General features: G+C 68.2%; 13 protein-coding genes. 9 read left to right on the forward strand and 4 right to left on the reverse strand.

Features of this window, described 5'->3' with window-relative positions:
• Nucleotides 1–127: 127 nt before the first annotated feature.
• The gene (locus tag ON38_RS12745) at nucleotides 128–967 is read left to right on the forward strand and encodes an alpha/beta fold hydrolase (protein WP_039824972.1); all 840 of its coding nucleotides are present in this window, start codon (nucleotides 128–130) and stop codon (nucleotides 965–967) included.
• Nucleotides 968–1,009: 42 nt separating this feature from the next.
• Here the strand turns inward: ON38_RS12745 and ON38_RS12750 are convergent, their stop codons facing one another.
• Nucleotides 1,010–1,633 (reverse strand): TetR/AcrR family transcriptional regulator, encoded by a 624-nt coding sequence (locus ON38_RS12750; RefSeq protein ID WP_039824973.1) that lies wholly within the window; start codon nucleotides 1,631–1,633, stop codon nucleotides 1,010–1,012.
• A 70-nt stretch (nucleotides 1,634–1,703) separates the two neighbouring features.
• Between ON38_RS12750 and ON38_RS34870 the strand changes: the two genes are divergently transcribed.
• Nucleotides 1,704–2,351 carry a hypothetical protein gene (locus ON38_RS34870; protein WP_083872618.1) on the forward strand — a complete coding sequence of 216 codons (648 nt, stop codon included), beginning with the start codon at nucleotides 1,704–1,706 and terminating at the stop codon, nucleotides 2,349–2,351.
• An 18-nt stretch (nucleotides 2,352–2,369) separates the two neighbouring features.
• Here the strand turns inward: ON38_RS34870 and ON38_RS12760 are convergent, their stop codons facing one another.
• Complete coding sequence (locus ON38_RS12760; protein ID WP_039824974.1) at nucleotides 2,370–3,305, reverse strand: LysR family transcriptional regulator; 936 nt, start codon at nucleotides 3,303–3,305, stop codon at nucleotides 2,370–2,372.
• 61 nt (nucleotides 3,306–3,366) lie between these two features.
• Between ON38_RS12760 and ON38_RS12765 the strand changes: the two genes are divergently transcribed.
• Nucleotides 3,367–3,777, forward strand: coding sequence for a DUF5997 family protein (locus ON38_RS12765; protein ID WP_039824975.1), 411 nt, complete (start codon nucleotides 3,367–3,369; stop codon nucleotides 3,775–3,777).
• A gap of 154 nt (nucleotides 3,778–3,931) precedes the next feature.
• On the opposite strand, the gene ON38_RS12770 is transcribed toward ON38_RS12765, so the two are convergent.
• Nucleotides 3,932–4,330, reverse strand: coding sequence for a PPOX class F420-dependent oxidoreductase (locus ON38_RS12770; protein WP_039824976.1), 399 nt, complete (start codon nucleotides 4,328–4,330; stop codon nucleotides 3,932–3,934).
• A gap of 341 nt (nucleotides 4,331–4,671) precedes the next feature.
• On the reverse strand, nucleotides 4,672–5,265 hold the full coding sequence (locus ON38_RS12775; RefSeq protein ID WP_218000770.1) for a TetR/AcrR family transcriptional regulator: 594 nt from the start codon (nucleotides 5,263–5,265) through the stop codon (nucleotides 4,672–4,674).
• Between the two features lie 87 nt (nucleotides 5,266–5,352).
• Here ON38_RS12775 and ON38_RS12780 point away from each other — a divergent pair, with 87 nt between their 5' ends.
• The 6 genes from ON38_RS12780 (at nucleotide 5,353) to ON38_RS12810 (ending at nucleotide 12,340) form a co-directional block, all read left to right on the forward strand.
• Nucleotides 5,353–6,279, forward strand: coding sequence for a TIGR03620 family F420-dependent LLM class oxidoreductase (locus tag ON38_RS12780; protein WP_039824977.1), 927 nt, complete (start codon nucleotides 5,353–5,355; stop codon nucleotides 6,277–6,279).
• Between the two features lie 583 nt (nucleotides 6,280–6,862).
• Nucleotides 6,863–7,762 carry an iron uptake transporter permease EfeU gene (gene efeU, locus ON38_RS12790; RefSeq protein WP_039825023.1) on the forward strand — a complete coding sequence of 300 codons (900 nt, stop codon included), beginning with the start codon at nucleotides 6,863–6,865 and terminating at the stop codon, nucleotides 7,760–7,762.
• A 17-nt stretch (nucleotides 7,763–7,779) separates the two neighbouring features.
• Complete coding sequence (gene efeO, locus ON38_RS12795; RefSeq protein ID WP_039824979.1) at nucleotides 7,780–8,913, forward strand: iron uptake system protein EfeO; 1,134 nt, start codon at nucleotides 7,780–7,782, stop codon at nucleotides 8,911–8,913.
• Complete coding sequence (efeB, locus tag ON38_RS12800) at nucleotides 8,897–10,183, forward strand: iron uptake transporter deferrochelatase/peroxidase subunit (protein ID WP_039824980.1); 1,287 nt, start codon at nucleotides 8,897–8,899, stop codon at nucleotides 10,181–10,183. The genes efeO and efeB overlap by 17 nt, the downstream gene beginning before the upstream one ends.
• A 367-nt stretch (nucleotides 10,184–10,550) precedes the next feature.
• Nucleotides 10,551–11,252 (forward strand): response regulator, encoded by a 702-nt coding sequence (locus tag ON38_RS12805; RefSeq protein ID WP_083872621.1) that lies wholly within the window; start codon nucleotides 10,551–10,553, stop codon nucleotides 11,250–11,252.
• Between the two features lie 137 nt (nucleotides 11,253–11,389).
• Nucleotides 11,390–12,340, forward strand: coding sequence for a HAMP domain-containing sensor histidine kinase (locus ON38_RS12810; protein ID WP_373281213.1), 951 nt, complete (start codon nucleotides 11,390–11,392; stop codon nucleotides 12,338–12,340).
• Nucleotides 12,341–12,645: the final 305 nt, after the last annotated feature.

Raw genomic sequence — 12,645 nt, forward strand, 5'->3', positions numbered from 1 at the left:
CGCGACGTACCCGGAGGTCGGAGGTTCAATCGGTGATCTTCCCTGCGGCCGCGCAGTGGCAGGAATGTACTCGATGATGTCTTTCCGGACTCTCGTCTGCGGGTGCCGATACGGCCACGCTGAAGCCATGAGCGCAACCATTCCACCGCGCGTACGGCGGACCGCCGTACCGGTCGACGGCCGAGCGGCCAGTTACCTGACCGTGGAGCAGGACGGGCCCACCGTGCTGCTGCTCCACGGAACGTACTGGAGCCGCGTGTGGCTTCCGGTGCTGGGCGGACTCGCGGCGGCGGGGCTGCGGCCCCTCGCGGTCGACCTTCCCGGGCTGGGCCGATCGGAAGGCGAACTCACCACGGATACCGCCACCGTTCCCGCGCTGGCGGCATGGGTACGGCGATTCGTCTCCGCGATGGGGATCACCGGGCCGATCGCCCTGGGCGGCCACGATATCGGCGGTGCCGTGGCCCAGCATCTCCTCGTCCACGACGGTTTCGATGTGTCCGGCCTCGCGCTGGTCAACTCGGTGCTCTACGACTCCTGGCCCGCACCACACGTGGCGCGATTCGCGGACCCGGCGGTGGCCGCCGCCGCCACCGCCGAGGAGTTTCTGGAAGCGCGCCGGCGGGCCGTGGCGTCGGCGCTCGCCGATGCCGCCACCGCGGAACTGGTCACCGAGTATGTGGATCCGTGGACCGACCCGAGGGTTCGCCGCTCCTGGCTGGCGCTCGCGCGGGCGGCCGACCACCGCTACACCCTCGATCTCGTGCCCCTGCTACGGCGTTGCCGGACACCCAAGCTTTTGGTCTGGGGTGTGGACGACCGGTTCGAAAGCATCGATTACGCCGAGAAGTTCGCCGCGGAGATTCCGCGTACCGAGCTCGTCCGCATTCGCGGGGCCGATCATATCCCCACGGAAAGCGCCCCCGGCCGGATCGCCCGTGTCATGGGCGATTTCTTCACGGTGTAGCAGCCGTGGGGCCGGACGTGTCCCGGTAACGAGACGCTGCGATCACCCGTCGAGCAGCTGGCGGACGAGCACGTGACTCCACCACTGCTCGACCCGCTCCGGGGACCAGCCGCGTTCACGGGTGAGCACGGTGTAGACGTCGATATTGCACAGGGCGGCATAGGTGTCGACGGCGGTGGACAGATCCACTCCGGAGCGGAGTGTGCCCGTGGGCCAGGCCGAGAAGACTTCCTCCCGGATGCCGTCGGCGGCCCGGCGGACCCGGGTGTAGAGGGTGGCCAGGTCGGCCTCGGTCCGCCCGGCCTCACGGATCAGTCCGATGAGGTCGCCGGACCTTTCGAAGAGCCTGCGGTCGTAGCCGGCCATTGCGGCGAGTTGCCGCGTGGGTTCGGCCGACTCCAATTCGCCCAGCAGCCGGGCCGGGTCGGCCGGCAGGTCCGCGGCTTCCACCAGCGCCCACACCAGACCGGTCTTGTTCCCGTACGCGGCGTAGACGGTCGGCACCGACACCCCTGCCTCCTGTGCCACTTCCCGCACGGTCGTCGCCCCCCAGCCCCGTGCGACGAACAGGCGACGAGCCGCCTCGGCGATCTCCGCCCGCGTGCGCTGCGCTTGCGCTTGCCGTCGCAGCGAATCGTAGCCGCGGCGGGGGGTCGAGTCGGTCACTTGCGCCTCCGGTCTTCCGCTCCTTATATTCATAATAATAAGCGTAAACCGAATATGGGAGGTCGACGCCGTGGTCGAGTCGAATGCAGCGGGCTTCGCCGGAATCGGATTCGTGCTCACCGCAGTGGCGGTCAACGTCGTCTACCTGCGTGCGCGACTGCCGTTGCCGATGTCGGGACAGAGCATGGACGAGGTGATGGACGCGCTGGCCGGAGTGGGGGAAGCGTTGAAACGTCCCTCGGTGCTCGCCCCGCTGGCATGGCTGTGCACCACGGTGTTCGCCGCGGGACTGGCCGCGGCGATGTGGGAGTCGCCGGCGGCGCCGACCATGTGGTTGCTGCTGGGATTCGGTGGCGTCCTGATGCAGAACGTCGCCTTCGGCTGTGTGGAGGCGCTGCGGTTCGGGATGGCCGCGGCCGCCCGTGACCGTGTTCCGGCATCGGGCCTGTGGGCCCTGCACAATGTGTTGTTCGGCTTCAACCAGCTCTTCTTGGCGATCGCGCTGCTGGGTTTCGGTATCGCCGCCGCCGAGACCGGTTTCCTGCCGCCGTGGCAGCAGTGGCTCGGCTTCGCCGCCGCCGCGCTGCTGTTCTTCGCTTCCTCCGCGAGTTCCCACAATGCCGAGGGGACCAGCCGCCTCGCGCTGATCGGCCTGGTGGGCTGGCTCGGCTGGATCGGCTGGATCGTGGCCGCCAGCGTCACCCTGCTGGCTCGATAGCCACCGGATTCCGGCGTGCTAGCGTTTGCGCCCCCGTGCCGGTTTCTTCCCGGAAGTGATCGGTTTCTTCGCGGGACGCGGTCGCTTCCCCGGCGAAGGCTGCTTCCGCGGTTCCGGTTCGATGCGCTTCCCGACGGGGGACCGGGAGCTGTTCTCCGAGCGGCCGCGCACCACGCCGATGAACTCCTCGACCGGATCGGAGGTCCGGTCCGGCGGCCAGGCCAGGGCGATCTCGGTGTCGTCGGTGTCGGTCACCGTGCGGTAGACGAGGTCGCGTCGGTGGTGCAGGCGGGCGATCGAATGAGGCACGATGGCGACACCGACGCCGGCGGCCACGAGTTCGATGGCGGCCCCGGCCGCGTCGATATCGGCGGTGTCCTGCAGGCGCTCGTTCGCGAGATCGGCCATGCCGACCTCGTCGAACAGCGAAATTTCGTGATCCTTCGGTACCACGACGACGGGCAGTTCACGGTAGAGCGGAATCGCGTTCATCCCGTCGCGGTCGATCGGCAGGCGGACGAAGCACATGTCGACCCGGCCGTCGCGCAGCGCCGTCTCCTGGTCGGCCTGAGCGACCGCGACCAGCTCGAGCGGCGTATCCGGAAACCGCCGGCCCCAGATGCGCTCCCATTTGGTGACGGTGACGCCGGGCACGAACCCGACCCGCAGGGTGGCGGGGGCAGTGACCGTCGCGCTGTCCGGCTCCTTCTCGGTCCGCGCGATGATCTCACGCGCCTCGCGCAGCAACTCCTTCCCCGCATCGGTCAGCCGGGTCGGCTGCGCCCCCGGCACGAAGAGCTTCGTGCCGAGCTCGGTCTCCAGGTCGATGACGGTGTGGCTGAGCTTCTGCCGGGAGATGTGCAATCCCGTCGCGGCGCGTGCGAAGTGCAATTCCTCCGCGACTGCGGCAAACCAGCGCAGGCGCTGCACATCGATCGAGGGGAACCGGCTCATACCCGCAAGCGTATGGCACCGCGGAGTCCGGACCTGCCCGGCGGCCCGATACGCTGTTCCGGTGAGCCAGGACAGGAAACCGCAGACGATGAAGCCGCTGACCGCGGCGAACAAGCTCGGCATCTATCTTCCCGCGGCTCCCGAAGAGTTCCGGAACCACCCGATCTCCCGGAGCGAGCTGGACGAGCTCCGGACGAACCCGCCACAGTGGCTCACCGAGCTGCGCCGCACCGGACCATTCCCGCGTGACATCGTGGCCCGCAAGCTCGGTATCTCCCACAGTGGCCTGACGCGGGCCGGGGTGTCCGACGCGCTCACCGCCGACGAGATCGCCGCGTTCCTCGCGGATCCCCCGGAGTGGCTGATCCGTGAACGCGAGAGCTATGCCGCCGTGCGCGCGGAGGACGAACGGGTCCAGGCCAAGGAGGCCGAACGCCGGGCCGCCACCAACCGGCCGGCCAAGGGCCGCTAGTTGTGCTGAGTCGACCGCACTCGCGGTAGTCCCCGCCGGTGTGGGGTGAGGCGCCCCGGCCGGAGGCCGCCGGCCACAACAGCCCGGCGGCCTTTCCGCTCCCTCATCGGTCGGCCGGTGACGACCTTTTCCGGAGATCTTCCACGCGGCCCGGCTACTCGGCGCCGCGACTGGTGAAGTCGAAGGACCCGCCGTCGATGCCCCAGGAGATGACCCGTTCGGGGTGGATCCGGATGACCGCGCGTTCCTGCGGGGGAAACGGCGGCTCCTCGTCGTCGAGCGCCTCGGCCGTGCCGCGTACCTCGATGCCGCGAATCACATAGGGCTCCAAGGAAACCTGCTGGTCGATCACGAACGATACCCGGCTGCCCGCCTCGACATTGCGGTACTTCCGACTGGTGCGCATGCGCATGCCCCCGATGTCGATCGTGCCGTCGGCGTTCACCCGATAGTTGGTCGGGTTGTTCTGCACAACGCCGTCGGGCGATACCGTGGCCAGCCGGCCGATTCCGGCCTCCGCGAGAAACTTCTGTTCATTGGCGGTGAAGGTCATGTCGGTTACTCCTGGGTGAGTTGTATTCCGGATGTGTCCCCGGTGATTGGCCGGAAGCTGTCGGGTGCGGGAGGTGCGAGCCCTTGCGTGGGCGCGGAGGTTACCGCATCGACGTTATCTAGCGTTGCTAGGAACTAGCGCAACGTTAACATCGGGGCGCTATCTTGTCTAGCCTTGCTAGATCTCGGGCTCGGATCCTGCTGGGAACAGCGAGTCGCCCGCCTTCGGTCGAGCGCTTCGTTACCCCTCGGGACCGACTGCGGCAGCCCGGGTGCGGGAGCGTCACGGGGAGAAGTGGTTCGGAAGCGGGCGCCTCTCGGGGCCGGCTCGCGAGCGCTCTGTCAGCGGGGCGCGGGGGTCGCCGCGGGCGTACCGGTGCCGTGGTTACGGTCGTCGGGTTCGAGGATGCCGATCCCTCTGAGGATGGTCTCGAGCAGTCGTTCGGCCCGTGCGGGAGTCCTATCGCGCTCCGTGGTCAGTCCGATGCCGGCCACCAGAAGGATGAGGTCGTCGACGGAGGTGTCGTTCCGGACGGTGCCGTGGCGCTTCGCGCGCGAGACCAGGCGGGTGGCCGTTTCTTCGATGGCTGTCCGGCACTGCGCGCTCTGCTCGGCGCTGCCGGTGAGCGCGGCGGCTCCGAGTCCTTTGTCGGTGCGGGTGTGCAGCAGTAGCGCGTGTAGCCATCGCGTCAAGGCGGCGTCGGCGTCGGGCAGGGACAGGAGCTCGGCGCCCCCCCCGCAGAGGTTCTCGACGCGTTCTTCCAGCACGGCCGCCTGCAGGGATTGCCGGTTCGGGAAGTGCCGGTACAGAGTTCCCGGACCCACCCCCGCGCGGCGGGCGATCTCGTTGAGTGAGGCGTCGGGACCGGACTCGGCGAACACGGTGGTCGCCGTCCGGATGATCTGGTCGTAGTTGCGCCGCGCGTGTGATCGCATCCATACCTCTTGTGAAGCGGAGAAGTTCTCCATATTCTATCCGGGCGGTAACGGAGAGGTTCTCCGGTACGCGTTACGGAGGATCGGATGAAACAGCAGGACCCAGGCGTCGTCGGAATCTGGACATGGTCCTTCGACCGGCAGCCGGCGCCGGCGGTACGCGACGCCGCCGCGGAAATCGAGGAACTGGGCTTCGGGGCGCTCTGGTTCGGCGAAGGGCTCGGCCGGGACACCGTCGGACAGGCATGGCTGTTGCTGTCGGCCACGCGGCGGATCGTGGTGGCATCGGGCATCGCGAATGTCGCGCTGCGGGACCCGATCTCGATGGCGACAGCCGAGCGGGCCCTCGGTGAGGCGTTCCCCGGTCGTTATCTCCTGGGGCTCGGTGGGCATCGGGTCGGGGGCCGCCCGGTCGACGCGGGGGGATTCACTATTCCCTCCGGTGGCCGGCCCCTGGCGCTGCTGAGTGGGTATCTGGACGCGATGGACGCGGTGCCCGCCCACGGGCCGGTCCCGGACCCGCCGGTTCGGCGGGTGCTGGGAGCTCTGGGGCCGAAAATGCTGGCCTTGGCGGCGCAGCGGACCTGGGGAGCGCACCCCTATTTCGTTCCGGTCGAACATACGGCGCGGGCCCGGGAAGTGCTGGGGCCCGACTCGTTTTTGGGTGTGGAGCAACCGATCGTGTTCGATCCCGATATCGCCCGCGCCCGCGAACTCGCCCGAGCTCATGTCGCCGCGTACGCATCCGGCGCTCCGCATCAAGCGGCGAATCTGCGCCGGCTGGGTTTCGGTGACGACGATCTCGCCGGTCCCAGCGGCCGGCTGGTCGACGCGATCGTGGCCTACGGCGATCTGAACGCGATCGAGGAACGTGTGCGCCGCCATCTGTCCGCGGGTGCGGACCATGTGTGCCTGCAAGTTGTGGGGACCGCCCCGGCGGCTCTGCCGCTGCGGGAATGGCGCGAACTGTCGGCGATCGTGCCGAGCGTGTCCCACCGCACGTCGGTCTCCTGATCACCGCCCCACCCCGACGCGTCATGGGAGCCGGTGTGCCGGTGCGTGCGTCGTGGGCGTGCCAACGACCGAGTGCGACGGATACTTCGATCGGCGACTGCCGCAACAATGTTTCATTGCATCGATCGAAGACAGAACGCGAGCGAATCGTTCGACTTCGGCAACCGGACGAACCCGCTACCGCGAGAGCGACAAGCAATCTCCCGGTGGCGATTTCCTCGATTCGGCGAATTTCCGATCGAGTTCGGTCGGTGATCGGCGCGAGATGTCCTCCATCGGTGGTGTACCGGCTCGGCGAATTCCGGCTCCGGGCGTGGTCGATGCGGGTTTCGGCGGCCAAGGGCGGTGGTTGCCCGGCATCGGGAATTCCGCTTCGCCGAATTGGACGGTCGACGGCTCCGCGCCGAAGGCCGGCCACAGCAGACGCAATCGCCGATTTGTCCGAAAAGCCGGATTGATCCGGTGGAAATGGCCGACTGTGCTTTCTTCGCGTCGGTTTCCGTATCTGCCGAATCTTGTGTAACACTGAGTCCGCCCTATCGAATGTTGGTAAGGCTTGGTTTGGTTCTCTGCGGGAGTGGATGTGGTCGAAAATACGTTCGCTTCCGGTGCGCCGTCGGTGGCGGCCCAGCTGGTCGGTAGCGGCTTGATCGGTGTCCGTGAAGGCCTCGAGACCGGGATCGTTGTCATGATCCTGGTCGCGTTCCTGGTGAAATCGCGGCATCATGCCGCGTTGAAGTGGGTGGCTCTCGGAGTCGGCGGTGCGGTCGCGATGGTGGTCGCCATTTTCGCCGGTGTGCACTACGGGACATCCACGGTGACCGGTGTGGCCGCCGAGCTGATCGCGGGGCTCGCGTCGCTGGCCGCGGTCGTGATCGTCACCTGGATGGTGCTGTGGATGCGGGCGGCCGCGAAGTCCATCTCGGGGGAGCTGAAGACGGGGATGTCGCGGGCGTTGCGTGGTGGTCCGGTGGCGGTGATGACCCTGGCATTCCTGGCGGTGGGCCGCGAGGGTGTGGAAACGGCGCTGCTGATGGTCGGCTATGCCGAGAACGCGTCCGGCAGTCAGTGGCCCCTGATCGGGCTCTTGGCCGGTATCGGGGTGGCTGCGGCCGTGACGGTGCTGATCTACCTGGGTGCGGTCCGGATCGATTTCACGACATTCTTCAAGTACACCGGGATCCTGTTGATCGTGGTGGCGGCCGGGATCCTCGCCTATGGCATTCGCGCACTGCAAACCGCGTCGTGGTTGCCCGGGCTTTCGCGGCACGCCTTCGACATCTCGTCGTGGTTCTCGATGTCGAGTTGGTACGGCACCGTGGCCCAGGGCATTTTCAACTTCCGTGCCGACCCCACCGTCCTGCAGGCGGCCGCGTGGGTCGTCTATGTGGCCGTGGTGCTGTGGCTGTTCCTGCGCACAGTCCCGGCTGCTCCGGACAGGAAGCTCCCGTCGGCGCAGAATTCGGCGGCATCGCCGCGGTGAACGAAAGGTCCATTTCCGTGCGTAGTTCCCTGTTCGCGGCTGTCCTGGCGGCGACGGCACCGCTGCTACTCGTCTCGTGTACGGCCAAATCGGGTCCGGCCGCGCAGGACGAGATCGCGGTGACCGCCGGTGATTCGTCCTGCGATATCTCCCGCGATTCCGCCGAGACCGGGACAGTGACGTTCCGGATCACCAACAACGGGACCAAGGTCACCGAGTTCTATGTCTACGGTGCCGGTGATCGGGTGCTCGGGGAGGTCGAGAACATCGGCCCGGGGCTGACCCGGCAGCTGATCGTTTCGGTACCCGATCCCGGGAGCTATTCGACCGCCTGCAAACCGGGCATGGTCGGCGACGGGATCCGTCACGACTTCACGGTCACCGGCCAGGCACGGCAACGCGACGATTCCGGCAAGCTCGCGGAAGCGGCGGACGGGTACAAGCGCTACCTGGTCGGTCAGGTCACCGCCCTGCAGGAAACGGCGAAAACCTTCGTTTCGGCCGTGAAGGCCGGCGACATCGAGGCTGCCAAGAAGCAGTACCCGGTGACCCGGACCTACTACGAGCGCATCGAACCGGTCGCCGAGAGTTTCCCCGACGATCTGGATCCGCGGCTGGACCTGCGCGAGGCCGACCTGGCCGAGGGGGATGTGTGGACGGGGTTCCACCGGCTCGAGAAGGATCTGTGGGTCCGTGGTCCGCAACCGGATACGAATCGGATCGCCGATCAGCTGCTCGCCGATCTCGACGAACTCGTGGCCGGCGTGAGTGCCCCGGAGTACTCGATCGATCCGGTGCAGGTGGCCGGAGGCGCGCAGACGCTACTCGACGAGATCGCGCGTACCAAGATCACCGGTGAGGAGGACATCTTCTCCCATACCGATCTCTGGGATTTCCAGGCCAATGTGGACGGTTCGCAGGCTGCGGTCGCGAGCGTGCGCCCGATCCTGGACGAGCGCAACGCCGAACTGGGCGTCCTGATCGATCGTCGCTTCACCGAACTCGACGGTGAACTGGCCCAGTACCGGCGTGGCGACGGCTACGTCGGCTACGACACCGTCGGTGACGCGCAGCGCGGTGCGCTCTCTCGCCGGATCGACGCGCTGTCCGCAGTGGTGAGTCAGGTGCAGGGCGTTGTCGCCGGATCCTGAACCGCGGCTGTCCCGGGGCCGCGGCGGTATCACCCGCCGCGGCCTGATCGGGTCGGCCGGTGTCGGAGTCGTCGCGGCGGGGGCCGGTTCGGTCGCGGGAAGCTTGCTGTCCCGGAGCCGGCCGCCGGCCGTCGACCAGATCGTGCCGTTCCGGGGTGAGCACCAAGCGGGGATCCTCACGGCGGCGCAGGATCGGTTGCATTTCGCGGCCTTCGATGTACACACCGATTCGCGTGACGAGCTGGTCGATCTACTGCGCACCTGGACCGTGATGGCCGAGCGGATGACCGCGGGGCGGGAGGCATTCCCGGACGGCGCGGTCGGCGGGGGCGCCTACAACCCGCCGGCCGATACCGGTGAGGCGTCGGATCTGTCTCCGGCCCGGCTGACGCTGACGATCGGCTTCGGCCCCTCGCTGTTCACCGATGCCGAGGGCAGGGATCGATTCGGGATCGGCGCACGCCGACCCCGCGCGCTCGCCGATCTACCCAGATTCACCGGAGATGCGCTGGACCCGGCTCGCAGCGGTGGCGATATCGCCATCCAGGCCTGCGCCGACGATCCCCAAGTAGCGGTGCACGCGATCCGGAATCTGGCGCGCGTCGGCTTCGGAGTGGTTTCGGTGCGGTGGTCGCAGCTGGGCTTCGGTCGCACGTCCTCGACGACGACGAGTCAGGTGACCGCTCGGAACCTGTTCGGATTCAAGGACGGAACCCGCAACATCAAGGCCGAAGACCGGCACGCCGTCGACGAGTTCGTGTGGGTCGACGAAGCCGACGATCAGAAGTGGATGGCAGGCGGCTCCTACCTCGTGGCCCGCCGTATCCGGATGCTCATCGAGCCCTGGGACCGCACGAGCCTGCGCGAGCAGGAACGGGTGATAGGCCGGGCGAAGGGGACCGGCGCACCACTCGGCGGCAGCGACGAGTTCGACGACCTCGATCTGCAGTCGTCGGGCCCCGGCGGACCGCTGATCGATGCCGACGCCCATGTCCGCCTGGCCTCCGCCGAAGAACGTGGCGGGATCCGGATCCTGCGCCGCGGCTACAACTTCACCGACGGATCGGACGGCTTCGGTCACCTCGACGCCGGGCTGTTCTTCATCGCCTACTGTCGCAACCCGAGCACCCAGTTCGTACCGATGCAGAACGCTCTCGCCCGCAACGACGCGCTGAACGAATACATCCAGCACGTCGGTTCGGCGGTATTCGCCTGCCCGGGTGGGCCGAGCGACGGAGAACACTGGGGCGCTCGCCTGTTCGGCGACTAGACGGAATCGGCCGCTGAGCTGCGGCGCGCTCGGCCGTGATTCCGTTGCCCGGGACATGGCTTCGGTCAGCCTGTTCGCGAGACCGCGACTGGACGCTGTGGTTTCCGTGGCCTGCCCGGCAAGATCGAAGACCGCTACCCAGGTGTACTCAGCAGCATCATCAGCGCCGGCCGCGGCAGTGCGTGAGAGCGCCGGCCCGAGGCGACCGGGCGATCGATCGACGGGACTCCGGCGGTCCGAATGAGGGGCGCCGAGCGAGGTCGGGCACGGTCCGAGGGTTCACCGGCGGGTACAGGGTGTTCCCGGGCACAGAATCTCCACATTCGACGCCTGTTCTCTCCACACCGGGTGGCTAGGCTTCCCGAGCATGGAACGGAACTCACCGGTAGGGGGAGCGGCGGCGCGGCGGATCCTGGTGGTGGACGATGAACTCACCATCGCGGAATCGGTGGCGGCGCGGTTGCGGGCCGAGAAGTTCACGGTGGAACTGGCCCACGACGGGCCCGCCGCGGTAGCCGCCGCGAACACTTTCGAACCCGATCTCGTCGTCCTCGATGTCATGCTGCCCGGCTTCGACGGACTGGAGGTCTGCCGGCGGATCCAGGCCGAACGCTCGGTGCCGGTACTGATGCTCACCGCGCGAACCGATGAGACCGATCAGCTCGTCGGTCTCGGCGTCGGCGCCGATGACTACCTCACCAAACCGTTCTCCCTCCGGGTTCTCGCCGCCCGGGTGCACGCCTTGCTGCGCCGGGTGGAACGTGCCGCGGCGCCGCCCGGCGCGATCACCGTGGTCGGCGATCTGCGAATAGACGCCGATCAGCGCCGGGTCTGGCGCGGCGGAGTCGAAGCACAACTGACGCCGCTGGAATTCGATCTGCTGGCCCGGCTGGCGCAGCGGCCCCGCGCGGTGCTGGCCCGCGAACGGCTCCTCGAGGAGGTATGGGACTGGGCCGATGCCGCGGGTACCCGGGCGGTCGACAGCCATATCAAGGCATTACGTCGCAAACTCGGCGCCGACCTGATCCGGACCGTCCACGGTGTCGGGTATGCGCTGGAGAGCAGATGAGCGGGCACACGGTCACCGGAGCCGACGCCCGGGGCGGGGTCGTGGGCGGGTTGCGACGGGCATCCGATCGGGTGGCGGCGGTATTGCCGCGGCCGCTGGATCGGGTCCGCTCCATCAAACTCAAATTGGCCGTCCTGATGACTTTCGCGGGTGGAGTCGCCTTCGGCTACTTCCGCCTGCAGATCGGCTGGCTGCCACCGATGACCACGCTGGCCGCGATGGTGATCGCGCTGGTGTCCTCTCAGTTCCTGGCGCACGGCATCACCACGCCGCTGCGGGAGATGACCGCCGCCGCGCAGCGGATGGCGCGCGGGGACTACACGAGTCGTGTGCGCGCCTCCTCTCGCGACGAAGTGGGCCAGCTGGCCGAAGCGTTCAATCGGATGGCGGACGACCTCGCCGCAGCCGACCAGCAGCGTCGTGACCTGATAGCCAATGTCTCGCACGAATTGCGTACCCCGGTCACCGCGCTGGGCGCCATTCTGGAGAACCTGGTGGACGGCGTATCGACGCCCGATCCGAAAACACTCGAAACGGCTCTCGCGCAGACCGAACGGCTCGGGCGGCTCGTCTCCGAACTGCTCGACCTCTCGAGTATCGAGGCGGGCGCCGTCCCGCTCGACCGCGGTGAGTTCGCCATCGCGCCCCTTTTCGCGGAAGTGGTGGCCGAGGTGGAGGTCATGACGGCCGCATCGGGCCGCGGGATCCGCTTCCGCAGCGAGGTCGAGCCGGTGACCGCGACCGTGTACGCCGACCGCGCACGCCTCCACCAGGTCGTGCTGAATCTTCTGGACAACGCCGCCCGGCACGGTCCGGCCGGCGGCGAGGTCCGGCTCCGCGCCCACACCGTGGCCGCCGATCTCGTCATCGACGTCGAGGACGACGGTCCCGGCATACCACCTGCCCAGCGCGAGAGCATCTTCGACCGTTTCACCCGCGGTGGTCGTACCGACGACGGCGGCGGCACCGGGCTCGGGCTCGCCATCGCGCGCTGGGTGATCGATCTGCACCGCGGCGCCATCGCCGTCACCGACCCCGGTTCGCGGATCCGCGTGGTCCTGCCGGCCACCGAGCCGCCCGGACACTGACCTTTCCCTCTGCACAGCCCGGCCGCCGATCGGCCCGGGCCGATCACGCACACCTTCAGGAGGCGCCCCGTGCCCGGACGAACCGAACCGAACGACGACAGCACCGAACCGACGACGACCCCGGCGGAATCGCCGGCACCTGCCGAGGTTCCGAACTCGGCAGGTGCCGGCTTCGGAACCTCGGCCGCCGCCGAGCCCGCGGCGACGCCGGTGGGAACAACGGGAGTCGGAGCAACGACCGAGAACATGGGTTCGGCAGCCCCTGCCGAATCGAGCGGCCCGGGGAGATCGCTCGGGTCGGGAGC

This window comes from Nocardia testacea NBRC 100365, from assembly GCF_000308775.1.
Classification (GTDB): domain Bacteria; phylum Actinomycetota; class Actinomycetes; order Mycobacteriales; family Mycobacteriaceae; genus Nocardia; species Nocardia testacea.

Coding starts and splice junctions, on each gene's coding strand:
- ON38_RS12745 (WP_039824972.1), top strand. CDS start 128: ATGAGCGCAACCATTCCACCGCGCGTACGGCGGACCGCCGTACCGGTC.
- ON38_RS12760 (WP_039824974.1), bottom strand. CDS start 3,305: ATGAGCCGGTTCCCCTCGATCGATGTGCAGCGCCTGCGCTGGTTTGCC.
- ON38_RS12770 (WP_039824976.1), bottom strand. CDS start 4,330: ATGACCTTCACCGCCAATGAACAGAAGTTTCTCGCGGAGGCCGGAATC.
- ON38_RS12775 (WP_218000770.1), bottom strand. CDS start 5,265: ATGCGATCACACGCGCGGCGCAACTACGACCAGATCATCCGGACGGCG.
- ON38_RS12780 (WP_039824977.1), top strand. CDS start 5,353: ATGAAACAGCAGGACCCAGGCGTCGTCGGAATCTGGACATGGTCCTTC.
- ON38_RS12805 (WP_083872621.1), top strand. CDS start 10,551: ATGGAACGGAACTCACCGGTAGGGGGAGCGGCGGCGCGGCGGATCCTG.
- ON38_RS12810 (WP_373281213.1), top strand. CDS start 11,390: ATGACTTTCGCGGGTGGAGTCGCCTTCGGCTACTTCCGCCTGCAGATC.